The sequence below is a fragment of the Rhodoblastus acidophilus genome (assembly GCF_900187365.1).
GTDB lineage: Bacteria > Pseudomonadota > Alphaproteobacteria > Rhizobiales > Beijerinckiaceae > Rhodoblastus > Rhodoblastus acidophilus.
In genome coordinates this window covers 606,748-630,213 of record NZ_FYDG01000001.1, presented here as the reverse complement: position 1 = coordinate 630,213, position 23,466 = coordinate 606,748, and the positions used below count along the sequence as shown (strand labels likewise).

Genomic DNA, 23,466 nt, shown 5'->3' with positions numbered 1-23,466 from the left:
TCGCTTGAATCAGCCGGCGCGCACGCCCAGCAGGTGACAAACCGCAAACACCAGGTCCGCGCGGTTCATCGTATAGAAGTGGAACTGCTCCACGCCGCGGTCGAGCAGATCGAACACCTGTTCCGCCGCCACCGCCGCCGCGATCAGGCGGCGCGTCGCCGGGTCGTCGTCGAGGCCCTCGAAACGCTCGGCCAGCCAGTCCGGCACGCTCGCCCCGGCCTTTTTGGCGAAATTGGCGGTCTGCTTGAAATTCTGCACGGCGGTCACGCCGGGCACGATGGGAATGTCGATCCCCGCCTTGCGCGCCTTGTCGAGAAAGCGGAAGTAGATGTCATTGTCGAAGAAGAATTGCGTGATCGCCCGCGTCGCCCCGGCGTCGATCTTGCGCTTGAGCACGTCGAGATCCTGGTCGTAGCTGGCGCTCTCCGGGTGCTTTTCGCAATAAGCCGAAACCGTGATCTCGAAATCGTGCAGATTCTTCAGCCCCGCCACCAGATCGGTCGAATGGGCGTAGCCGCCCGGCGTGGCGTGATAGGCGCCGCCGACGCCGCCCTGCGGGTCGCCGCGCAGCGCCACGATATGGCGGACGCCGGCCTCCCAATAGGCGTGCGCGACCTCATCGACTTCCTCGCGCGTGGCGCCGACGCAGGTGAGATGCGCCGCCGGCGCGATGCTGGTCTCGCGCACGATGCGGGCCACGGTGGCGTGGGTGCGCTCGCGCGTCGAGCCGCCCGCGCCATAGGTCACGGAAACGAATTTGGGCTTGAGCGGCGCCAGCCGTCCGATCGCTTCCCAGAGACTCGCTTCCATTTCGTCGGTTTTCGGCGGGAAGAACTCGAAGGAAATCTCGCAGGGCTTGTGCCGTTCGCGGCTGGGTCGAGTGGTGTCCATGAGCGAATCCTTATGCAGTTTTTTTGGCCAGCCAAAGGGAAACGGTTAGCTTTTCAGCGCCGGCGCTTTCCGGCGCAAGATCGCGATGCGCCAGCGGTTCAAGCCCGGCGCCGACGAGATAATCCTCGACCTCGCGGCGCGAAAACCCGAGCCGGCGATGCTCGTGGCGCTCGCGCAGGATTTCGTTCTGATGCGGCGCGAAATCCACCACGATGAGGCGGCCTTGCGGCGCCAGCGCGCGGGCGGCTTCGCGCAAGGCGCGCGCGGGCGTGTCGAGATAGTGCAGCACCTGATGCACCACGGCGAGATCGAAGGCGCCGGCCTCGACCGGCAGCGCGTAAATGTCGCCCTGGCGCAGTTGAATGTTGCGCAAACCCGCCTGTTCGATCTGCGCCCGCGCCACGCCAAGCATGGCCGGCGACAGATCGACGCCCACGGCGGTTTCCGCGCGGGGCGCCAACAATTCGAGCATGCGCCCGGCGCCGCAGCCGATGTCGAGCAGGCGAGAGAAATGATGGTCCGCCGCCTTGACGATGGCCGCCTCGACCTCAGCCTCGGGCGCGTGCAGGCGGCGCGTTTCCGACCACACGGGCGCCTGCGCCGCGAAATATTTCTCCGCCCGCGCCGCCCGGGCCGAACGCACCTCGTCGAGCCGCACGCGGTCGGCGGCGAGGCGGGGATCGTTGGCGTCCACGCTGGCTAAAACGGTGCGCGCCAGCGCGGCGCCGGCCCCCTGCGTCGACAGGTGAAAAAACGCCCACGCGCCCTCGCGGTGGCGCTCCACCAGCCCGGCCTCCAGCAGCAGTTTCAAATGCCGCGACACGCGCGGCTGCGACTGCCCGAGAATGGCCACCAGCTCCGACACCGCCAGCTCGGCCTCGCCCAGCAACGCGCACAGGCGCAGCCGCGTCTCCTCGCCAATGGCGGCGAGGGCGGCGAGCGTTGCGGACAAAGGGGCTTTGGCGTGGATCATGGCTCTGACTGAAGGATATAAAGATATCTTTATGCGTGATTTGCACTGGTGTCCATCGCCAATGTCGCGCTTTTGGCTATTATTGCTTCATGCAAGGGCAGCCCCGCATCCTCGTGGTGATTCTCGCCGGCGGCCTCGCCCGCCGCATGGAGGGCGCGCGCAAGCCGCTGACGATGCTGGGCGGCCGCCGCCTGATCGACCGCGTGGTTTTCTTTAGCGCACGCGAGTTGGATATTGCGCTTAATGTTCATGACGCTGGCGAGGCGGCGGCGCTGAACCTCGGCCTGCCCGTGATCGTCGACGCGCTGCCCGGCCACGCCGGTCCGCTGGCGGGCGTGCTGGCGGCGCTGGATCATGCGGCGCGCGAAAACTATGACGCCGTGCTGAGCCTGCCCTGCGACTGCCCGTTTCTGCCCGACGATCTCGCACCGCGTCTGGTCGCGGCGGCGGCCGCGACCCGCGACGGCCTCGCCTGCGCCGCCTCCGGCGGCCGCGCGCATCCGGTGGTCGCGCTCTGGCCCGTGGCGTTGCGCGGCGCCTTGCGTCACGCGCTGGTGGAGGAGGGCGCGCGCGCCATCGGCGCCTTCCAGCGCCGCTTCGATTGCGCTTTGGCCGAATGGCCGGTTGAACCGCGCGATCCCTTCTATAACGTCAATACGCCGGCCGATCTGGCCGAGGCGGAAAGGATTCTGGGACAAAATCAGTGAAGACGCTCGACCTGCGCGGCCTCAAATGTCCGCTGCCCGTGCTGAAGACGCGCAAATTCCTGGCGAATCTGGCGCCGGGCGACCGGGTTCAGGTGTCCTGCACCGATCCGATGAGCCTGGTCGATCTGCCGCATCTACTGCGCGAAACCGGCGACACGCTGGAAACGCAAAGCCGCGGCGATGGCGTGGCGGTTTTCGTCATCCGCCGGGAGCAACGATGACCCAGCCGCCGCAACAGGAAATCCCGCAGCTCGCCGCCGTGGTCTATGACGAGGGCGAGCCGATCGACGCCCTGTTCGCGCAGGTGCGCGCAATTCTGGAGGCGCGCGGCCAAAGGGTCGGCGGCGTGGTGCAGACGCCCTGCGCCGAGACGATCTACGCCATTCACATCGACAGCGGCCGCAGCTTCGATCTCATGCAGGATCTCGGCGCCTGCGCGAGCGGCTGCCGGCTCGACAGCGGCGCGCTGGCGGAAGCCGCCGGACTGCTGGCCCAGAGCCTCGCCGCGCGGCCCGATCTGCTGCTGGTCAGCCGGTTTGGCCGGGCCGAGGCCGAAGGCGGCGGTTTTCTGGCGGAAATCGGCGCGGCGGCGGCCGCGGGCCAGCCGACGCTGATCGGCGTCGCCCGCAAGCGATGGGACGACTGGCGCGCCTTCGCCGGCGATTGCGCCGCCTGTCTGTCCTGCGACGCGGCGGCGGTGCTGGCGTGGCGCGACAGCCTGAGCGCGCCGGCGTGACCCGCCGAAGCGGTCAGGGCGTTTGCAACGGATTGGCCGCGGTCGAAAATTTCCCCGGGCTGGCCCGCGACAGGGTGGCGGCGACCTGCTCGGCGAGGCAACGGTAGCCGCGATCGTTCATGTGCAGCTGGTCCGGCCCGATCAGGTCCTCGCGGCCGCTGGCGTCGGCGAGGCGGCGCATGGCGTCGAAGCGCGACACCAGCGTGACGCCTTCCTCGGCGGCCACGCGGGCGGTGGCGTCGCGCACCGCGAGATAGTGCGGATTGGCGGCGAATTTGCGCGTCCACTGCATGCCCACCAGCAGCACGTCGTCGCCGCGCGCCTTGAGGAAGCCGAGCGCCGCGCGCAGGGCGCGTTCGTAATCGTCCAGCGCAATCCCGCGCAGGGCGTCGTTGGTGCCCACCTGCCAGATCACAAGATCGGGGTCATGAGCGGCGACGGCGGTTTTGAGCCGTGCGGCGGTCGTCGCCGCCACCTCGCCGCCGACGCCGAGATTGAACACCTCGAAATCCTTGGCGGGCAGCGCCAGTTCGAGCAGCGCCCGCAACTGTGCCGGATAGGACCGATTCGGCGCGGAGGCGCCGACGCCCTCGGTCGAGGACGACCCGATGGCGACGATGCGCACGGGGCGCCCTGTCACCAGGGCATGAAAAAATTTCGGCAGGCCCGCCACCCGCGTGGGTAAAGCCTCGGTCACGGCGCAGGCCGCCTCCGGCGCGACGCGCAGCACGCGTTCATGGGTTTCGCCCGGCGCGACCACAGGAAATCCCGCGAGCGCGGCGAAAATCATCATCACAGATAAACGCAACCGAATATTCATGCGCGATCCCAAAAGCAGCCTGAACCCTGCCGCTTAAGCGCGCCCTCGTCAATCCGGGCGCGCCCAAAAGCGCGCTCGACTTTTCGCTACACTTTCCACATCGTGAAATTTTCGAGCGCGCGGCCGTCTGTTAACGCATGGTCATGACCAAATCATGATCATGTCCCCGTTTTAATCATCAGTTAACCTGGCGGCGCGTCATGTCGATGATGCGACGGCCTGGGCGATTCCGGCATATTGGCAGCCGGCGGCCAGCGCGACGAAGCCATGCCAGATGGCGTTCTGGAATTTCAGATTGTGCCAGCGGTAAAAGATCACGCCGACGGAATAGAGCAGGCCGCCGGCCAGCGTGAGCGCCAGCGTCGCCGTCGGCAGGTGATCGTAGATCGGCTTGGCGGCGATCACGCCGACCCAGCCGAGCGCGAGATAGACGAACAGCGAGGCGCGGTCGTAGCGGCCGGGCAGGAACACCTTGACCGCCGCGCCGCCGAGCGCCACCACCCAGACGAAGATCGCCAGCGACCAGGCAAAAATCCCCTGCGGCAGTTGCGACAGCAGGGCGGTGTAGGTTCCGGCGATCATCAGATAGATCGAGGCGTGGTCGAACCGCCGCAACATCCATTTGAGATTGGACGGCGGCGTCATGTTATAGGCGCAGGAAAAGCCGAACAGCAGGAAGAAGCCGGCGGCGTAGGCGCCGAAGGCGAAGGCGTCGGAAACGGCGCCGCGCGCCACCGCATGATTGATCAGCACGCCGAACGCGATCAGCCCGGCGACAATGGCCAGCGCATGGACGAACCCGTCGGCGACCAGTTCGTCGGCGCCATAGAGGCGCTTCTTCAAACGGGGATGATCTTCGGGCAGCGACATAAAAGCCTCCGGCTCAGCAAGTTTAGAGTTAAACTAAGGCTTGCGGCAGGATGATGGCAAGAGCCTCCTCCGTCCGTCGAAAGACCGTCCGGGCGACGGCGGCCGGATCTTATAACGGGCAGGCCGCGTCGGGTAGCGAGAAACGCGGGTCGGCCAAAAAGGATCGGTCGGTCAAGCTCTCCAGGAAGGCGGCGAGGGCGCCGGTCTCCGCCTCCGAAAGCGCAAGGCCGTGGCGGCGGAGCGCCTCGGCCAGTGTCGGCGCCTTGCCGTCATGAAAATAGGGCGCGGTCAGCGCCACATTGCGCAGGCCAGGCGTGCGGAACAGCCCGGAATCCTCGGCGCGGCCGGTTTCGTCGGCAAGCCCCCGGTCGCCCGCCGCCGCCGGCTCCAGCGCATGAAACGCGTCGTCGGTGAAATTGTCGCCGGAATGGCAGACGCGGCAGCCGCCCTTGCCGTCGAAAATCGCCCGTCCCGCCTCCGCCTCGGCCGAAAGCGGCGCGCCGCCGCGTTTGGCCTGATCGTAGGGCGCTTCGTAGGAAACCAGCGTGCGCTCGAAACTCGCCAGCGCCTGCGTCGCCGTGGTCAGGCTGATTTCGCCGTTCTTTTCGGGAAAAGCGGCGGCGAACATTTTGGTATAGCAGGCGCTGGCCTTAAGACGCGGCGCCAGCACAGCCTCGGTCATGCCCATTTCGATCGGGCGCTGGCCGAGCAGCGGCGTTTCGGCCTGATGTTCGAGATCCGTCGTCGCCCGGCTGGCCCAGGTGAAATGGTGAAGTTGGGCGACATTCTGCAACCCCGGTACATTTCGCTTGCCGGGATGATCGAGCGCGCCGGGATGGGTGCGGTTGCCGTCGGCAAACCCTCGATGCTGTTCGTGGCAGGTGGCGCAGGCCATCGTGCCGTTGATCGACAGGTCGGCGTCGTAAAACAGCCGCCGCCCCAATTCGATCGTGATCGGCGAGGCCGGAGCGTCGGCGGCCGACGCGACGCCTTGCGCCGCAGCCGTCAGCGCGGCGCCAAGCAAGGCCCAGCGGGCCAGACCCGCCGCGATCACGGCAGCTTGACCACGAGCACGCCGGTTTGCGCGTCGGCGCCCGCCGACAGCTGGACCACGTAATCGCCGGCCTGCATGGGGTAATCCACCATCTTGCGCACGCCGGAGCAGGCGGGGCCGCCGCCATGGGCGGAGGATTCGATCTTGCCGCCGTCCTTGATCACATCGACCCAGGAGGCGTTGCCGAGCGCCACCCTATACGTTCCCGGCTCGGCGATGGCGATGTGGAACAGGCCGCCATAAGCCACGCCGCCGCCCGGTTTGGTGGGGCGCGCCAGATAATTCACCTCGGGCGTGTGCGCCAGCGCGGCCTTGACGGCGACGCCGGGCTTGAGTTCGGCCCGGCTCAATTCCTCGGGCCGGGTGGCGGCGGTCATGGGGTTTGGCGCGGTCCAGGCCGATAGTTCCGCAGGTAGAGGCGCTGCGTCTTGCGGACATTGGGGCGCCTGCGTCTCTTGAGCCGGGGCCGGTTGGGCGAGGGCCGGCGAGGCCAGACAGACAAGTACGACGAAACCAAAGGGAAAACGAAGCATTGCGGCGAATCCATATTTCAATAGGAGTTTTGAGTATATTTCATAAGGCAATCAAGAGCAAAATAGCGGCAGTCGCCGCCGCGGCCGTCAGCCGCCGTGGCCGACGGCCTTGGCCACTCCGGCGAGCTGGCAGGCGGCGGCGACGGTGACAAAGCCGTGCCAGATGGCGTTCTGGTATTTCAGGCTGTTCCACAGGTGGAACGGCACGCCGAGCGAATAGACCACGCCGCCGGCGAGCATAAGGTAAAGCACGTCTGCGGGCAGGGTGGCCATCAGGCGCGGCGCGCCGATCATCGCCGCCCAGCCCAGCGTGAGGTAAAGCGCCAGCAGCACGCGGTCGAACCGGCCGGGCGTGGCGAGCAGGGCGATGGCGGCGCCTCCGATCGAGGCGACCCAGACGCAGGCCATCATGGCGGCGATGCGCGCGTCGGGCAAGGCCTGCGACAGCAATGCGGTATAAGTGCCGGAAATCATCAAGAAAATTCCGGCGTGATCCAGCCGCCGCAGCAGCCATTTGACGCGGCAGGGCGGACTCAGATTATAGGCGCAGGAAAAGCCGAACAGCAGGAAGAAGGCGACCGCATAGACGCCGATCGCGGCGGCGTTGGCCGCATCGCCTTTTTCACCGAGCCGAAAGAACAGCGCGGCGAATCCCACCAGCCCGGCGACGATGGCGATGCCATGCACCAGGGCGTCGGCGACCAATTCGGCGGGCGTGTAATGGCGTTTGAAATAGGGGGGCAATGGCTCAAGCGACATGAGCGCCTAACGCCAGCGGCCCGGTTTGGTTTCAACCCGCCCGGGCCGATCGAAAAGGCCGGGCGTTTCGGCCCGGCCTCAAAAATCAGCGCGAAAACTTCTTGTATTTCAGCCGGTGCGGGATGACGCTGTCGAGGCCGAGCCGGCGCTTCTTGTCTTCCTCGTAATCGGCGAAATTGCCCTCGAACCATTCGACATGGCTGTCGCCCTCGAACGCCAGCATGTGCGTGGCGATGCGGTCGAGGAAGAAGCGGTCATGCGAGATGATCACGGCGCAGCCCGCGTATTCCTCCAGCGCCTCTTCCAAAGCGCGCAAGGTATCGACGTCGAGATCGTTGGTCGGTTCGTCGAGCAGCAGGACGTTGGCGCCCTTTTTCAGCATTTTGGCCAAATGCACGCGGTTGCGTTCGCCGCCCGAGAGCATCCCGACCTTCTTCTGCTGGTCGGCGCCTTTAAAGTTGAAGGTCGAGCAATAGCCGCGCGAATTGATCTCGCGCTTGCCGAGATAGATCACGTCGTTGCCGCCGGAAATCTCCTCCCACACGGTCTTCTTGTCGTCGAGCGCGTCGCGCGACTGGTCGACATAGCCGAGCTCCACGCTTTCGCCGATCTCGATCTCGCCGCCGTCCGGCTTGTCCTGGCCGGTGATCATGCGGAACAGGGTGGTCTTGCCGGCGCCGTTCGGTCCGATCACGCCGACGATGCCGCCGGGGGGGAGCTTGAACGACAGGTCGTCGATCAACAGCTTGTCGCCGAACCCCTTGTTGAGGCTCTTGAACTCGATGACGTTCTGGCCGAGGCGCTCGGCCACGGGGATGATGATTTCGGCGGTGGAGGGCGCCTTGTCGCTCTGCTTGGCGACCAGTTCGTCGTAACGCTGGATACGCGCCTTGGACTTGGCCTGACGCGCCTTGGGGCTGGACGAGATCCAGGAGCTTTCCGCCTCGATGGCGCGCTGGCGCGCTTCGTCCTCGCGGCCTTCCTGGGCGAGGCGCTTCTGCTTCTGCACCAGCCAGGACGAATAATTGCCCTCGTAGGGAATACCCCGGCCGCGATCCAGCTCGAGAATCCAGCTGGTGACATTGTCGAGGAAGTAGCGGTCGTGGGTGACGATCAGGATCGCGCCCGGGTACTCGCGCAAATGGCCTTCCAGCCAGTTCACCGTCTCGGCGTCGAGATGGTTGGTCGGCTCATCCAGCAGCAGCAGTTCCGGCTGCTCCAGCAGCAGCTTGCACAGCGCCACGCGGCGCCTCTCGCCGCCCGAGAGCTTTTCCACGGCCCAGTCGTCCGGCGGGCAGCCCAGGGCCTCCATCGCCTGATCGACCTGGCTGTCGAGATCCCAGAGGTTCTTCGCCTCGATCTCGTCTTGCAGCCGGGTCATCTCGTCCGCCGTCTCGTCCGAATAATTCATGGCGAGTTCGTTGTAGCGGTCGAGAATGTCCTTCTTTTCCTTGACGCCGAGCATCACATTGCCGCGCACGTCGAGGGTCTCGTCGAGCTTGGGCTCCTGCGGCAGGTAGCCGACGCGCGCGCCCTCGGCGACGAAACCTTCGCCGTTGAAATCCTTGTCGATGCCGGCCATGATCTTGAGCAGCGTCGATTTACCCGCGCCGTTGACGCCGAGCACGCCGATCTTGGCGTCGGGATAGAAAGAAAGATGGACGTTTTCCAACACCTTCTTGCCGCCCGGCCAGGTCTTGGTGAGTCCCTGCATGTGATAAATGAATTGACGCGCCATGTTCGATCCCTGTGGCCGGTTGTCCCGGTATAAGCTTTCGCGATCTTGTAGCGGCGGCTCCAGCCCGACGCAAATGCGGAATTCGCCGCCGTCGCTTTTGGATATCCCCGATCGGCGCCTTATTTCGCGCCGCGCTTTGCGTTAAGGAGAACACATAAAGCTCGCCAGCCGGAGCCTGACGTGACCGATTTCGAGAGAGATTTCCTTTCCGACCCGCCCATTTCGCGCTTTCCCGCGCCCAAACCCGCTCCGGCTGCGCCCGCGGCGCCCGCGCCGGCGCCCGCCGTGGCCGTCTCCACCGCCTTCGTGAGCGATTCGCCCCTGCCGCCGGAGGCCTACGCGCCGCCGCAGCCGGCGCTGCTGGCCCGTTTCGCCGATCTCGCCCAGGTCGCGCCCACGCCGTTCGCGCTCGCCCTGGCGGCGCCGGCGGGGGGCGGCAAGAGCAGCGCCCTCGGCTGGATCGCGGCGCGGCTGGGATCGGGCGCGGTGGCGCGGTTCGAGGCGGCCGATCTCGCGGTGGAGCCGGAGCGCGCGCTGGCGGCCGGGCTTTACCGGGCTTTGGCGCCGACGCAGGGAGAACTGGTCGGCGCGGCGGCGCGCGAGGCGGATTCCGCCGCCGACGCCGGCGCGGCGGCGCGCGAGTCGCAGGATCGGCTCGATCTGATGCGCAAGAAGCTGCTGACCGAGCGGCAGGCGCTGTCCGACCTGCAAGCGCGGCGCGCCGCTCTGTCGGAGACCCTGCTTTACGAATCGCCCGGCTCGCGCGTCGATCATTTCGCCCGGAGGATGCGCGGCGGCTTCGCGGAGCGGATGCGCGGCTTCGGCCTTACTGGCGATCCCCTGCTGACCTTCAAGGATCTGACCCGCGACCTCGCGGCCCATTCCGGCGCGTCGCGCTGGTTCGCCGGCTGGCGCGCGGTTTACGCCTATCGCGGCCAGAGCCGGCTGCTGGTCTATGCGGCGCTGCTCTATTTCCTCTCCCAGGGGCTCGACTGGGCGTCGCGCCACCGGGCCGAATGGCTCGACTGGCTGTCGCACGCGCATGAGGCGGGGGCGCAAACCGCCGACATTCTGCGCAGCCGGCTCGGCGCGCTCGACAGCGGCGCCACGCTCGCCCTGCTGCTGGCGCTGGTCTGCGTCGGCCTCAACCTCTGGCGCGCCTACAGCTTTTTCGCGCCGCTGCTGCGCGCCGCGCGGCTGCTCGACGAGGAAGTCGCCGCGCGGGCGCGCGAGGCCGACGAAGCCGTGGTCGAGCAGGGGAGCGTGGTCGAGCGGCTGACGGCGCGCGTCGCGGTCGAGGCGCAGGCGGCGCGCGACGCCGAGCGCCGCGCCGAAGGCGCCGGCGCCCTCAAGAATCCGGCCGGCTTCCTGGCGGCGGACGCCCAGCGCCAGCGGCGTGACCAGGCGCTCGGCTTTCTCGACGCGCTTTCGGCCGCGCTCAAGGCGAAGAACGCCCGCCTCACGGTGATGGTCGACGGCGTCGAGACCGACGCGGCGCTGGAGAGCATCGCCGCCTTGCTGGCGCGGCCGGGCTTTGTGGCGCTGTTTGCGGTCGATCCCTCGCTCTGCGGCGGGCGGGCGCAGCTGCGGTTGCTGCAAGTGCCGATGCGGCTGGATTTCGCCGGCGAGACGCCGGCGCTCGCGACGCTCGACGCGCCGCTGTCGGCGGCGGAGTCGCGTCTGCTCGACGCGCTGACGCCGGTGGCCGGCGACACGCCGCGCGCGAAAAAGCGGCTGCGCAACTTCTATCTGTTCCTGCGGCCCGCGCCGGGCGGGGAGGCCGATCTCGGTCCGGCGCTGGCGCTATGCCTGGCGCAAAAGATTGGCGGCCATCACGAGGCGCTGCATGCGGCGTCGCAGGGCCTTGGGCCGCATCGCGCCGAAACCTTCGCCATGGCTCAGCAGATCGCGGGGCCGATCAGTTCGGCCGCGTTGAAGCGCGCGGCGGCTCTGGCGGGCGCGCTGGCCGGCTGAGGCCCTCGCAACGGCGACGCCCTCTTTCCGTTCGGAAAGAGGGGCGGCCCCTCAAATCATGCCGGTCTTGTCGAGCGTCATGCCGGAAAACGGTTCGATCCACACGAGATGGTCGATCACCTTGGTGACGCCGGGAATGTTCTCCGCCGCCACGGTCAGGGCCGGGCGCTGGCGTTCGTCGAAAATCTCGCCGGTCAGCGTCACCACGCCGCGATCCACGGTGACGTCGAGCGCGCGCGGCGAGGCGAAGCCCTGCGCGTTCAGTTCCGCCATCAGCCGGTCGAGAATGGCCTGGTCGTCGAGCGGCGCGGGCGCGCTCGGACGCGCGGCGGTGAAGGCGCGCAACACGTCGGAGCGGGTGACGAGCCCGACCAGTTCGTCGCCGGTCACGACGGGAACGCGCTTGACCTTGCGCTTCTCCATCACGGCGACGATCTCGTTGAGCGAGGCGTTGGCGGCCACGGTGACCACGTCGCGGGTCATGACGTCGCCGACCTTGCGGCTGTGGCTCATCACATAGGCTTCGGCGACCTCGCCGGGGCCGAGCAGGAATTCGATCAGGCGGGGGCGGCGCTTGGCGGTGCCGATCTCGACGCGGTGCAGGAAATCCGTCTCGCTGACGATTCCGACCAGACGGCCATTGTCGTCCACCACCGGAAGTCCGGAGGCCCGGATCGACAGCAGCAGGTTCACCGCCTCCTCGATCGTCGCGTCGGGGGTCACTGTCTTGACGTCCCGGGTCATGATGTCCGACGCTTTCATGCCTGCCTCCCCGCAGCGGCGCGAGATCCACCTGTCAATAGAGTATACATCTTTTCTGGCGAATCGTTGACGCGGATCAAGGCTTGCATTTCGCATCGGAATGATAAATGACCTTTCGGTCATTTTTTCGGGGGTCGCATGGGCAAGCAGGCGCGCACGCCGCAGGCGCGGGAAGACCGCGTCAAGGCCATTCTGGCGGCCGCGCTCGACCAGTTCTCGCAGGCCGGCTTCGACGCCGCGCGGCTGGACGATATCGCGGCGCAGGCGGGGGTCGCCAAAGGCACGATCTATCTCTATTTCGAGTCTAAGGAGCGCCTGCTCGAAGCGCTGGTCGCCTCGACCATCAGCGCGCCGCTCGAGGCGCTTGAAAAACGCGTCGCCGCCTCGCCCGCCTCGGCCAGCGACCTGCTGCGCGACTTCGGCGCGTTCATGACGCAGGCGGCGGCCGACCCCGACCGCCGCCGCGTGATGCACCTGGTGTTTTCCGAAGGCGCCCGCTTTCCCGCGCTCGCCCGCTTCCATCACCGCGAGGTGATTTCGCGCGGCTCGGCCCTGATCCGCGCCATTATCGCCAAGGGCCGCGCCTCCGGCGAATTCGTCCACGACGAGCCCGAGCGTTTTCCGCAGCTGGCCTTCGCGCCGGCGCTGGTCGCCGCGGTCTGGCTGCATGTGTTCGATCCGATCGAAAAACTCGACGCCTCCGGTCTGATCGAGGCGCATATCGCCATGCTGCTGCGCGCCCTCACGCGGGAAGTCTTGTGAGCGTTGCGTCAAGTAATGACGTGCGTAAAGATGTAAGCTTCTCTTACAAAAATCTTGCAAACGATTGTATTTATAGAGCAGTGACAGCTTGTTAATGCCGTTCGGCTATGAAAAGCGAAGTGAATTCGCATGAGGCCCGCCGCCGCGCACTGACGGGAGATCGCCGATGCATAGCCTGCCGCAGGCGAGGCAGAACCGGGTCGGGCTGCTGCTCGGCTTCAACCTGATCCTGATGGGTTTGGTTTTGTTCGGTCTTGCGTTTTTGCCGCCGCCGGGCGCGCGGTCGGTCATCGTGGTTCCGCGTCCTTTTGGCTTGAGCGTGGCGGTCATCGTCGCGCAAGCTCAAGGTGTTGTCCTGCGTGAGGGAATAGCGGGCGCCATGCTCGCGCGCGGCGAGGCGCCGGATTTCGTGGTCCGGCTCTACGCGCATGGCGCCCTTCTGGTGCTGGACGGCAAGGCCTTGCAAGGCTGCGCCTCCTGAAGTTCGGAATCCCGCCGAAAGGCGAATTGAGGGGACGTCATGAATAATATTGATCGCCTGCGTCATGGCTTGGCGCCGGCCATTGTCGGCGTGATCGCGCTGTTGGCGGCGCTGGTCGCGATCGTCGGGCTGACGCGGCTGGACGGCGGCTGGCTGCTGGCGCTCGCCGCCGTCGCCGTCGCGGGCGGGGCGGGCGCCATGGCGCTGGCCGACCGGATCGGCCCGGCGACCCGCATCGTGACCTCCGCCGCGCTGGCGGTCGAGGTGGCCATGCTGGTTTACGCCACCTCCGGCCACGCCTTCCAGATCGACATGCACATGATGTTCTTCGCCGCCCTCGCCCTCACCGCCGGCTGGGTGGACGAACGGGCGATGATCGCCAACGCGACCGTGGTGGCGCTGCATCATGTCATCCTGAACTTCGCGCTGCCCTGGGCGGCGTTTCCCGAAACCGGCTCGGATCTGCCGCGCGTGCTGATTCACGCGGTCATTCTGGTGGCCCAAACCGTCGCTTTGTGCTGGCTGGCGGGGCGCCTGCGCGCGGCCTTCGCGGACGCCGACGCGCTGCGGACGAGGGCGGAGGACGAGGGCCGCTCCGCCGAGGACCGCGCCGCGGCCGAGGGGCGGCGCGCGGAGGGGGAAAGCCGCCGCCGCGGCGAACTCCAGCGCTCCGTCGCCGCCTTTCAGTCCGAGGTCGGCCGGCTGATCGAGGGCTTGCGCGCCCAGTCCCGGCAGATGACCCAGACCAGCCAGTCGCTGACGTCGGTGGCGGCCTCGGCCTCGCGCGACGCCGAACAGGCGGCCGAGTCCTCGTCGCAATCCTCCGGCGCGGTCGGCGCCGTGGCGGCGGCGAGCGAGCAATTGTCGCATTCGGTGGCGGAAATTCAGAGCCAGATCGGCGGCATGAAGTCGATCATCGACAAGGTCAACGGCGCCGCCGCCAACGCCCAGGGCGACGTCGAGAAATTGACCGATCAGGCCAACCGCATTTCCGAAGTGGTGGCGATCATTCAGAGCATCGCCGGCCAGACCAACCTGCTGGCCTTGAACGCCACCATCGAGGCGGCGCGCGCCGGTGAGATGGGCAAGGGCTTCGCCGTCGTCGCCAACGAGGTCAAGGTGCTCGCCGACCAGACCGGCAAGGCCACCGAGGACATCGCCCAGCGCATCGCCGCCATCAACGCCTCGACGCGCTCGACCGTCGGCGCCATGGAGGACATCGCCCGCCGCATCGACGAGGCCAGCCAGTGCGCCGGCGGCATCGTCACGTCGATCGAGCAGCAGCGCGTCGCGACCAACGAGATCGCCGCCAACATCTCCCACGTCGCCAGCGCCACGCGTCACGTCTCGGATCTGTCGCGCCGCGCCAGCGAGCAGACGCGCTCGGCCGATCACAGCACGCGCAGCGTGGTCGAGACGGCGGTTCAGGCCGAGAAGGCGACCGACGGTCTCGCCCGATCGGTCGATTCCTTCCTGCGCCAGTTGGCCGGTTGATTTCGGAAGGGCCCTGAATCCGTGGGAGAGGCCAATTGCGCGTCGCCGGTCCTGACGATCACGACACCAGCGGGCGGGCGTCGCGCATGACCGGCGGTCTCGCGCTCAAGGCCAGCCTGATCTACGCCGGGGGCGGCGTGGTTTACAAAGTGCTGTCCGACCGCTTCCTGGCTTCTGTCGTCGATCACGACACGTTCGTCGATCTGCAAAGCGCCAAGGGCTTCGCCTTCATCGCGGTGACGGCGGTCCTGCTGTTCGTTCTGCTGCAACGGCTGGAGCGGCGGGAGACGCGGGCGGCGGCGGGTGCGCGAGGGCCGCGCGCGACCGCCCTGGCGCTCACCGTCGCGTCCGTCCTGTCGCTGGGGATCGCCGGCGCGGGCTGGCTGGTGTTCGAGAACATGATTCACGCCATGGAGGCGAGGGGGCTGGACCAGGTCCGGGCCATCGCGCAGTTGAAGGCGGGCGATCTCGGCCGGTGGTTGCGGGCGCAGGAGGCCAATGCGGTGGCTTTGGCGGCGAGCGTCGTCTCTCATGGCGATCTTGTCGACCTGGACATGCGCGGCCTCGACATGGCGGCGCTCCAGAAGACGCTGTCGCGGCGCGGCGCGGACTTCAATTTCGTCGCGGTCGAAATCGTCGACGCCGCCGGCCAATCCTATTTCGACCCGAGCGACGAGCCGCACGGCGACATTGTCGCCGCCGTTGAAAAAGTCTTCGTCAATTCCACGCCGGCCCTGGTCGATCTGCATCAGGATTCCGGCGTGGTGGGGCCGCGCTTCGGTTTCATCGCGCCCCTGCCGCCGGGGGCCTCGACGGGATCGCGGCGTCTGGCGCTTTACGCCGAACTGGCGGCGAGCGACCATCTATTTCCCATCGTGCAGGCGTGGCCGCTGCCGAGCGCGACCGGCTCCGCCTTTCTGGCGCGGCGCGACGGCGGCGACGTGCTGTTCCTCAGCGGCCTGCCGCGCCAGCCCGACGCGGCGCTGCGCCTGCGCCTCGACGCGGCCGCGTCCGAGGCGCCAGTTGCGCATTTCATGCGCGGCGAGGCCGAGGCCATGCGCGGCGTCGATCCCATGGGAACGCCGGTGTTCGCCGCCGGCGCCCGCACGCCGGGCGCCGGCTGGGAGCTGGTCGCGAGCCTCGACGAAAGCGAGGTTCTGGCGGATAAAAGCCATTATGCGCGCGTCGTCGGCCTGTCGGCGACGCTGGCCGTCGTCGCCGTCTGGGTCATCGCCGGCTTCGCGCTGCAAGGCCAGCAGCTCTCCCGCGCCCGCGCCGAGCGCCAGATGCAGCGACGCTTCCAGGTCACGTTCGAACAGGCCGCCGTCGGCTTGATCCACGGCGCTCTCGATGGCGGCATCGTCCGCATCAACCAGCGCGCCGCGGAGATCTTCGGTTATCCCAGGGACGAGTTGCTCGCCTACAACATACGGTCGCTGGCGGCGCCGGAGTGCCAGGCCGAACTGCGCGACAATCTCGCCGCCTTGCGCAGCGGCGCGCAGCGCGAATATTTCGCCGAGCGCCGCTACCGCCGCAAGGACGGCTCCTGGTTCGACGCGGCGGTCTCGGCCAGCCTCGCGCCCGGCGACGACGGCGAGCCCGATTACCTCATGATCGTCATCAAGGACATCACGCAGCGCAAGGCGATGCAGGTCGCCCTCGCCCAGAGCGAGGAGCGGTTCCGCATGGCGCTGGAAAGCGCGCGCGAGGGTGTTTGGGAATGGCGCCCGGACACGGACAAAGCCTATTTTTCCCCCGGCTGGAAGGCGATGCTCGGCTATGCCGACGACGAGATCGAATCCAGCGCGACCGCCTGGCGCCGCGTAGTCGAGGACAAGGGGCTGGAGCTGTTCCGCCTGCAGTTTCGCGAGATCCTGTCGGGCGAGCGAAAGTCGTTCGAATTCGAGACGCGCATGCGCCACCGCGACGGGCGCTGGATCGACATCCTGTCGCGCGGCCTGCCGGCTTTCGACGCGTCCGGCCGGCTGGAGCGCGTGGTCGGCGCCGATACCGACATCACCCAGCGCAGGGAGCATGAGGCCGACGCCCGGCTGGCGCGCGCGGTTTTCGTCAGCACGCACGAGGGCGTCGTCGTCACCGACGCCGCGCGCAACATCATCATGGTCAATCCGGCCTTTGAGGAAATCACCGGCTACAGCGAGGCGGAGGTGCGCGGCCAGAACCCGCGCAAGCTGAAGTCTGATCGTCATGACGCCGAATTTTACCGCAGCGTCTGGCGGGCCATCGACGAGACCGGCGTCTGGCGCGGCGAGATCTGGAACCGGCGCAAGGACGGGACGGACTATCCGGAATGGCTGACGATCTCCGTCGTGCGCGACGCCGCCGGCGCGATCACCCATTACGTCGGGCTGTTCACCGATATTTCCCGGATCAAGGAATCCGAGGAGCGGCTGAAATTCCTGGCGCATCACGATCCGCTGACCACGCTGCCCAACCGCACGCTGCTCAGCCTGCGGCTGGCGCAGGCGGTCGCGCGGGCGCGGCGGCGGGCCGGGCGGGAGGCCGCGATGGGCGCCGTGCTGGTGCTCGATCTCGACCGCTTCAAGACGGTCAACGACAGTCTCGGCCATCTGGCCGGCGATCGCCTGCTGACGCTGATCGCCGACCGCTTGAAGCGACAGCTGCGGCCGCAGGACACGCTGGCGCGGCTCGGCGGCGACGAATTCGTGGCCGTGCTGGAGGATCTGCGGGACGCGGGCGAGGCGGCGGCCATCGGCCAGCGCCTGATCGCGGCGACGGCGGCGCCCTTCGCCCTCGGCCAGGAGCGCGAAGCCTGCGTGGGCCTGAGCGTCGGCGTGGCGCTGTTCCCCGGCGACGCGCAGGACGATCCGGGCGCCGAGGCGGACGAGTTGATCCAGCGGGCGGATTCCGCGCTTTATCTGGTCAAGCGGAGCGGCGGCGGCGCCCTGTGTTTCTATTCCGAGGCCGTCACCGTGCAGGCCAGCGCCCGGCTCGATATGGAGGCCGGGCTGCGGCGCGGACTGGAGCGCGGCGAATTCGTGCTGCAATATCAGCCGCTGGTTTCGCTGAAGGACCGCGCCATCGTCGGCGTGGAGGCGCTGGTGCGCTGGCGCTCGCCGCAGGGCCTCATCCCGCCGGACCAGTTCATTCCGCTGGCGGAGCAAACCGGCTTGATCGTGCCTCTGGGCGAATGGGTGTTGCGCGAGGCCTGCGGCCGGATGAAAAGCTGGCTGGACGCGGGGGCGGATCTTCGCCTGCTGGCGGTCAATCTCTCGCCGGTGCAGCTCAGCAGGGTCAACATGCAGGAGCGCCTCGCGGCGATTCTCGCGGAAACCGGCTTGCCGCCGCAAAAGCTCGAAGTCGAGATCACCGAAAGCGCCCTGGCCGATCCGCATGGCGAGATCGAGGCGAAATTGCGCGCGTTGAAGGAACTCGGCGTGCGGTTGGCCATTGACGACTTCGGCGCGGGCCATTCCTCGCTGTTCCACCTGAAACGGTTCCCGATCGACAAGCTCAAGCTCGACCGGGCCTTTGTCGAGGACATCCCGCGCGATCCCGCCAGCATGGAAATCTCGGTCGCGATCATCCGGCTGGCGCATTCGTTGAAGGTGACGGCGCTGGCGGAAGGCGTGGAAACGGAGGAACAGGCGGATTTCCTCGCCGCGAGCGGCTGCGCGCTGGCCCAGGGCTATCTGTTCGCAAAACCGCTGTGGGAGGCGGAGTTGCTGGAGCGGTTGGGGCTTGGGGACGAAGTCCGGGCGGCGGGGTAGGGCGTCTTCCGGCTTTCGCCGCAGCGGTTCGGGGCTTTGGGCGCGCCGCCGGGCTTCGCGTTTCTCGGCCGGTAAGGATTTTGGGACAGGCGGTCGCCCGATGAGACCGATTGCCGCTCGGATGAGACCTTCCCGTGCTCGCTCCGAACGTTTCATGCCGAGACATAAGCGGTCATCGAGCGCGGCTACGCCGTCTTGAAGCCCGTGCGATCCGCTTCCGTAATCGGGCGGATCACACGTGCTGGAACCCCTCCAGCAACCACGTTGGCCGGGACGCTTTTGGTCACGACTGAACCAGCTCCCACGATCGCGCCGTTTCCAATGGTGACGCCACCCATGATTTGAACCCCGCCCCCAATCCAACAGCGATCACCTATGGCAACGGGCCTTGCGATGCATCCGCCTGCGGCCCGTTCCCCTGGATCAATGGCGTGGTTCGCCGTATAAATGCCCACGCGCGGCCCAAAGAGCACGAAGTCGCCAATGGTCACCTCGGCCGCGTCGAGAATGACGCAGTCGAAGTTGGCGAAAAAGTTGCGCCCGATGGTGATGTTCTCTCCAAACTCCACACGCAGCACCGGCTCGAACGTCGAACCGGTTCCGACGCTCCGCACGAGATGCCTCAGGGCGTCGTCGCGCACCTCCTGAGGCTGCCCCCAAGTGGCGTTGAAAGCGTTCGACAGGTGAACCGCCTGAGCCCGCGCTTCGACCAACTCAAGGGTCAAATCATCGTACATTGCTCCTGAGAGCATCAGAGCCCGGGTTTCCGTGGAAATTCTCATGCGCTTCCTTACGCTGCCAATCTCCCTGAGCCTTTTTTAAGCTTACGAGCGATAGCTTTCACCCTGAACGGAGTCATTTTCGAACGCTACGTTCGCCGGGAACGACCACTTTACCGCCAGTGTTCGCCATTAGCGATACCGCCTATGTACTTCCGCTTCCCGCCGAACGTGTGGGCAACGCCTTGAGCCTGGCTGAATTTCCGCAGCGTTCGCGGCGTTTCGGCGCTGACCGGCTGAAATCCCGACGTTCCCGTCTTTCGCGACCGTCCCGCATTGTCCCGATGGAGAGACATCCGCCGACGCTCCCGGCCGGGCGTACTTGCTCCTTGGATTGATGTCGATCAGCCCAATGATCGTGCTTCGTCAATGAAAGCGGAAGAAAGCGCGGTCAATCACAGCCTATGGCGGCGACATGAACCGCCGATGGACGTCGGGCGCAAACAGATCCTTTGCGTGAGGCCAAATGTTGGATAACGTCGAGCAGTGCAACGTTTCTGGCTAAAGCTTGGCTATAGCCGAAGCAATACTCGGAAGCGCGACGATTATGCAGAACAGGAATGCGTCGTTTTTTCGATTGCTGGCGGACAATAGCCCGTCGTTCATCAGCATGCGCGACATCAATTTCATACCGTTCTATGTGAACGCCGCCGGGCGCAGCCTGATCGGCATCGACGATTTCCAGCAGTTCAGCAAGACGCCGGTGCAGGCGTTCTTCTTCCCGGAAGACCAGGATTTCATCCTGAACGATTTCTTGCCACGGGTGCTCAGGGAAGGGCGGGCGGAAACCGAAATCCGCTTCCGCCATTTCAAGACTGGCGAAGCCATCTGGATGAACTACGATGTCTTTGTTCTGGTGGATGCCGACGGGGAGACGGTCGGCCTGGCCACGGAGAGCCGCGACATCAGCGAACGCAAATGCGCCGAACGCCGCGAACGGCTGCGCGCGGCGGAATTGCAGGCGATCCTGGATACGGCGCCGCTCGGCGTTTCCATCGCGCTCGATCCGACGGGCGCCCATATCGAGGGCAATCGCGCGCTGGAGGAGATGTTCGGGGTTTCGTCGAAGGGCGAGTTTTCCAAGGCGGCCCAAAGGCCCGCCGCCTATCGGCTGTTTCGTGGCGAGCGCGAGCTGCCCGCGCGCGAACTGCCGATGCAGCGGGCGCTGCGTGGGGAAACCGTCGACGGTCAGATCCTGGATGTGCGGCGCGCGGACGGCGCAAGGCTCACGGCCTTCGCCAGGGCCACGCCTCTGCTCAACGACCGTGGCGAGGTTTCCGGCGCCGTCGGCGCGTTCCTCGACATCACCCGGTTGAAACGGGCCGAGGAGGCGCTTGACCTCGCCAAGGCCGAGGCCGAGCGCGCCAATGTCGCCAAGTCGAAATTCCTCGCCGCCGCCAGCCACGATCTGCGCCAGCCGGTGCAGTCGCTGACCTTGCTGCTCAGCCTCATCAAAGGGCAGGTCAAGGACAAGCCGAAGACCGCCGACGCCGTCGATATGGCCAAATCGGCCGTGGACAGCCTCAACAGCCTGCTGACCGGCATCCTCGACATTTCAAAACTCGACGCCGGCGTGGTGGCGCCGGACATCGCGAGCGTGAACCTCGGCGAAATCATCGAGCGACTGGCGAAGGAATATGCGCCCCGCGCAATGGCGCAAGGCCTGTCATTGCGCCACGTTACGTCGGCGCTATGGGCGCGGACCGATGCAAATTTGATGGACCGGATCTTACGCAACCTCATCGAGAACGCGCTGCGCTACACGGAAAAAGGCGGAATTCTGATCGGGCTGCGCCGGCGTGGCGACAAGGCGCGGCTCGACCTGATCGACACCGGCATCGGCATTCCCGCCGACAAGCAGGCGGAAATATTCGAGGAGTTCCGCCAGCTCCATAATCCCGCGCGCGACGCCAGCCGCGGCCTGGGGCTGGGCCTCGCCATCGTCTCGCGCCTTGCCCACCTCCTCGGCGCTCCGGTGGAAGTGGCGTCGAGGCTCGGTCACGGCACGCGCTTTTCGCTGATGCTGCCGCTTGACGGGACGGCGGCGCCAGCCGAGGCGGCGACGCCGGCGTTGGAAGCCGCCGCCGGCCGTATTCTGGTCATCGAGGACAACACCTTGATTCGCAAGGCTTATGAGATGATGCTGGAGGATGGGGGCTACGAGACGCTCAGCGCCGCCAGCGGCGAGGAAGCCCTCGAAGGCGCCGCGCAGGCGCATTGGAGGTTCGACGCCATCATCGCCGACCATCGCCTTGGCTCCGGCATGACCGGCAACGCCACCGCAACGGAAATCGCGCGCCGGGCCGGACGTTCATTTCCCACCGTGCTGGTCACCGGCGACACGGCGAAAGAGCGCCTCGCGGAAATCTCCGCCAGCGGCTTCATTACGCTGCACAAGCCGGTCGAAGCCGACGATCTCCTCCATACCGTCCAGTCATTGCTGGAGGGCGATCGCCGCTCCGAGTCGGACGGCGCGGCGCGATGACATGCGCCGCCCCGCTCGGCCGATAGGTCCTGCACGACGAGATCTTCCGCGAAAACGCCGCAGGGACGATGCCGTAAGACCAGATGACGGTCACCGCCGGGATCGCAGGGCGCGCCCTTGGACGGCTCAAATTTGGCGCCGGCTCTCCGATCCCGACATGCCCCGCCGGCTGTTTGCCAAACCCCGGACAGGACCGATGGCGTCCCGGTTCGCTCTCCGTTACGCGGCGGCGAAGTCCTTGACGAACCCTTCGACGGCCTGGCGGAGATCGACGGCCTGATTGGACAGGCCATTGGACAGCGTCATGAGTTGAACCGAGGCGGAGCCGGTCATCTCCGCCGCCTGTCCCACGCCGGCGATATTGTCGGTGACCTGGACGGTTCCCGTCGCCGCCTCTTGGCAATTGCGCGAAATTTCGATGGTGGCGGCCCCCTGCTGTTCGACGGCGGTGGCGATGGCTGTGGTGGTTTCCTTGATGTTGGTGATGACCGCGCTGATCTCGTTCATCGACTTCACCGTGTCATTGGTCGCCGACTGGATCTCGGAAACCCTGGCGGCGATGTCGGCGGTCGCCTTCGCCGTTTCGCTCGCCAACATCTTCACCTCCGTGGCGACCACGGCGAAGCCCTTGCCGGCCTCGCCGGCGCGGGCCGCCTCGATGGTCGCGTTGAGCGAGAGCAGATTGGTCTGGTCGGCGATGCCCCTGATCAGATTGATGACGTCGCCAATGGTCGAAGCCGCGTCGGCCAGCGCGGCGATGCGGACGTTGGAGGCTTGCGCCTCATGGAAGGCGGTGTCGGCGACCTTGGCCGACTGGTTGACCTGCAGGGTGATTTCGCGCACCGAGGCGGTCAGTTCCTCCGACGCCGAAGCGACGGTCTGGACATTGGCGGCGGCTTGTTGGGCCGCGCCGGAGACCGCCTCGGCCTGACGCGAGGTTTCTTCCGCCGCCGCCGAAAGGCTATGGGCCGATTCCGCGACCTCGCCGGAGGATTTGGCGAAGCCGCCGGCGATCCCCTGCATGCGGCCGATGAAATCCTGTGACAGTTTCGCGCGACGGGCCAGCAGCGCGCGTTCCGCCTGTTCGCGGCCGACGATCGCCAGACGTGTGTTCTCCGCCGTTTGAAGCTGTGCGCGCAGCACTTCGAGCTGTCGCGCCATTGCGCCGATTTCGTCGCCGCGATCTCCGCCCGTCACCGCTATGCCCAATTGTCCCTGGCCGAGCGCGGTCATTCCCGCCATGGTCGCCTGGATCGGCGCGACAATGGCGTTGCGCGCCAGGTAAACCGCCAGGGCGATGACAAGGACGATCGCCCCGGCGATGCTGCCAAGCGTCAGCCGGGCGCTGGACGACACAATGGCGTCCGCTTCCGCGGATCTCCGCTCGGTTTCGCTGATGATCCCCTTGTTGACGACGACCAGGTCTTTCAGCACCTCGTTGAAGCCGGGCTTGCACGCCTTCTCCATCATCGCCGCGGCCTTGGCTATGGCTGCGGGGCCGGCGTCGGCCTTGGCGATGCGGAGGGTCGCGGCGCACGGCCCGTCGAGCGCCGCATGAAACTTGCGCACGCCGGCGTCAATGGCGTCGGTGAAAGCGGGTACGCGCTGGCGCTGGGCTGCGGTTTCTTCGTCGAAGCCGACGACCGCCTCCTTGAGCAGGGCGGCGGCCTGCCGGCTCCCCTCATCCGTCGTCGACAGAATGTCCTGATAGATCGCCGTCTCGGCGGTGAGGATGAAGCGCCCGGTGCGTGCGCCATGGGTGCTCCCCGCCGCCGGTCCGTTGATGATTGCGGTGACGGCGGCGTCGATCGCCGAGAACTGCGACGTCGCGTAATAGGCGGCGCCGAGGCTGACGCCGCCGAGGATGAGGAGGAGGCTCACAACCTTCCAGACAAT

At 66.9% G+C, this 23,466-nt stretch carries 20 protein-coding genes; 9 read left to right on the top strand and 11 right to left on the bottom strand.

Going from position 1 to position 23,466, the window contains the following annotated elements; genetic code table 11:
• Positions 1 to 9: 9 nt before the first annotated feature.
• Both metF and CFB24_RS02615 read right to left on the bottom strand, forming a co-directional pair.
• Complete coding sequence (gene metF / locus CFB24_RS02620) at positions 10 to 891, bottom strand: methylenetetrahydrofolate reductase [NAD(P)H] (RefSeq protein ID WP_088518996.1); 882 nt, start codon at positions 889 to 891, stop codon at positions 10 to 12.
• A gap of 10 nt (positions 892 to 901) precedes the next feature.
• Positions 902 to 1,864, bottom strand: a complete 963-nt coding sequence (locus tag CFB24_RS02615) for an ArsR/SmtB family transcription factor (RefSeq protein WP_088518995.1) — start codon at positions 1,862 to 1,864, stop codon at positions 902 to 904.
• Positions 1,865 to 1,953: 89 nt separating this feature from the next.
• Between CFB24_RS02615 and mobA the strand changes: the two genes are divergently transcribed.
• Genes mobA through CFB24_RS02600 form a run of 3 tightly spaced genes read left to right on the top strand, consistent with a single transcriptional unit; the run spans position 1,954 to position 3,307 of the window.
• The gene (gene mobA, locus CFB24_RS02610; protein WP_088518994.1) at positions 1,954 to 2,571 is read left to right on the top strand and encodes a molybdenum cofactor guanylyltransferase MobA; all 618 of its coding nucleotides are present in this window, start codon (positions 1,954 to 1,956) and stop codon (positions 2,569 to 2,571) included.
• The gene (locus CFB24_RS02605; RefSeq protein ID WP_088518993.1) at positions 2,568 to 2,792 is read left to right on the top strand and encodes a sulfurtransferase TusA family protein; all 225 of its coding nucleotides are present in this window, start codon (positions 2,568 to 2,570) and stop codon (positions 2,790 to 2,792) included. The genes mobA and CFB24_RS02605 overlap by 4 nt, the downstream gene beginning before the upstream one ends.
• Positions 2,789 to 3,307: a DUF2478 domain-containing protein gene (locus tag CFB24_RS02600; protein WP_088518992.1), complete on the top strand. Its 519-nt coding sequence runs from the start codon at positions 2,789 to 2,791 to the stop codon at positions 3,305 to 3,307. Before CFB24_RS02605 ends, CFB24_RS02600 begins: the two co-directional genes overlap by 4 nt.
• 13 nt (positions 3,308 to 3,320) lie before the next feature.
• Here the strand turns inward: CFB24_RS02600 and CFB24_RS02595 are convergent, their stop codons facing one another.
• The 6 genes from CFB24_RS02595 to ettA form a co-directional block, all read right to left on the bottom strand.
• Positions 3,321 to 4,127, bottom strand: a complete 807-nt coding sequence (locus CFB24_RS02595) for an SGNH/GDSL hydrolase family protein (RefSeq protein WP_088518991.1) — start codon at positions 4,125 to 4,127, stop codon at positions 3,321 to 3,323.
• Between the two features lie 198 nt (positions 4,128 to 4,325).
• Entirely contained in the window at positions 4,326 to 4,997 is a 672-nt protein-coding gene (trhA, locus tag CFB24_RS02590) for a PAQR family membrane homeostasis protein TrhA (protein WP_088518990.1), read from the bottom strand.
• A gap of 109 nt (positions 4,998 to 5,106) precedes the next feature.
• Complete coding sequence (locus tag CFB24_RS02585) at positions 5,107 to 6,051, bottom strand: cytochrome-c peroxidase (protein WP_206605443.1); 945 nt, start codon at positions 6,049 to 6,051, stop codon at positions 5,107 to 5,109.
• On the bottom strand, positions 6,048 to 6,428 hold the full coding sequence (locus CFB24_RS02580; RefSeq protein ID WP_088518989.1) for a homogentisate 1,2-dioxygenase: 381 nt from the start codon (positions 6,426 to 6,428) through the stop codon (positions 6,048 to 6,050). The genes CFB24_RS02585 and CFB24_RS02580 overlap by 4 nt, the downstream gene beginning before the upstream one ends.
• A gap of 243 nt (positions 6,429 to 6,671) precedes the next feature.
• Positions 6,672 to 7,343, bottom strand: coding sequence for a PAQR family membrane homeostasis protein TrhA (gene trhA, locus CFB24_RS02575; protein WP_088518988.1), 672 nt, complete (start codon positions 7,341 to 7,343; stop codon positions 6,672 to 6,674).
• Between the two features lie 85 nt (positions 7,344 to 7,428).
• Positions 7,429 to 9,081 (bottom strand): energy-dependent translational throttle protein EttA, encoded by a 1,653-nt coding sequence (gene ettA, locus CFB24_RS02570; RefSeq protein ID WP_088518987.1) that lies wholly within the window; start codon positions 9,079 to 9,081, stop codon positions 7,429 to 7,431.
• Positions 9,082 to 9,261: 180 nt separating this feature from the next.
• On the opposite strand from ettA, the gene CFB24_RS02565 reads away from it, so the two are divergent.
• Positions 9,262 to 11,055 (top strand): hypothetical protein, encoded by a 1,794-nt coding sequence (locus CFB24_RS02565; RefSeq protein WP_088518986.1) that lies wholly within the window; start codon positions 9,262 to 9,264, stop codon positions 11,053 to 11,055.
• Between the two features lie 51 nt (positions 11,056 to 11,106).
• On the opposite strand, the gene CFB24_RS02560 is transcribed toward CFB24_RS02565, so the two are convergent.
• Positions 11,107 to 11,817 (bottom strand): CBS domain-containing protein, encoded by a 711-nt coding sequence (locus tag CFB24_RS02560; protein ID WP_088518985.1) that lies wholly within the window; start codon positions 11,815 to 11,817, stop codon positions 11,107 to 11,109.
• Positions 11,818 to 11,955: 138 nt separating this feature from the next.
• Here CFB24_RS02560 and CFB24_RS02555 point away from each other — a divergent pair, with 138 nt between their 5' ends.
• The 4 genes from CFB24_RS02555 to CFB24_RS02540 all read left to right on the top strand — a co-directional run bounded on the left by CFB24_RS02555 (position 11,956) and on the right by CFB24_RS02540 (position 18,306).
• Positions 11,956 to 12,579: a TetR/AcrR family transcriptional regulator gene (locus CFB24_RS02555; RefSeq protein ID WP_088518984.1), complete on the top strand. Its 624-nt coding sequence runs from the start codon at positions 11,956 to 11,958 to the stop codon at positions 12,577 to 12,579.
• A 166-nt stretch (positions 12,580 to 12,745) separates the two neighbouring features.
• Positions 12,746 to 13,060, top strand: a complete 315-nt coding sequence (locus CFB24_RS02550; protein WP_088518983.1) for a hypothetical protein — start codon at positions 12,746 to 12,748, stop codon at positions 13,058 to 13,060.
• Between the two features lie 39 nt (positions 13,061 to 13,099).
• Positions 13,100 to 14,554, top strand: coding sequence for a methyl-accepting chemotaxis protein (locus tag CFB24_RS02545; RefSeq protein ID WP_088518982.1), 1,455 nt, complete (start codon positions 13,100 to 13,102; stop codon positions 14,552 to 14,554).
• A 35-nt stretch (positions 14,555 to 14,589) separates the two neighbouring features.
• Complete coding sequence (locus CFB24_RS02540) at positions 14,590 to 18,306, top strand: EAL domain-containing protein (RefSeq protein ID WP_088518981.1); 3,717 nt, start codon at positions 14,590 to 14,592, stop codon at positions 18,304 to 18,306.
• Between the two features lie 185 nt (positions 18,307 to 18,491).
• Here the strand turns inward: CFB24_RS02540 and CFB24_RS02535 are convergent, their stop codons facing one another.
• Entirely contained in the window at positions 18,492 to 19,058 is a 567-nt protein-coding gene (locus CFB24_RS02535) for a sugar O-acetyltransferase (protein ID WP_276328281.1), read from the bottom strand.
• 574 nt (positions 19,059 to 19,632) lie between these two features.
• On the opposite strand from CFB24_RS02535, the gene CFB24_RS02530 reads away from it, so the two are divergent.
• Positions 19,633 to 21,570: a PAS domain-containing hybrid sensor histidine kinase/response regulator gene (locus CFB24_RS02530; RefSeq protein ID WP_088518979.1), complete on the top strand. Its 1,938-nt coding sequence runs from the start codon at positions 19,633 to 19,635 to the stop codon at positions 21,568 to 21,570.
• A 219-nt stretch (positions 21,571 to 21,789) separates the two neighbouring features.
• On the opposite strand, the gene CFB24_RS02525 is transcribed toward CFB24_RS02530, so the two are convergent.
• Positions 21,790 to 23,451 carry a methyl-accepting chemotaxis protein gene (locus CFB24_RS02525; RefSeq protein ID WP_158255151.1) on the bottom strand — a complete coding sequence of 554 codons (1,662 nt, stop codon included), beginning with the start codon at positions 23,449 to 23,451 and terminating at the stop codon, positions 21,790 to 21,792.
• Positions 23,452 to 23,466 lie beyond the last annotated feature (15 nt).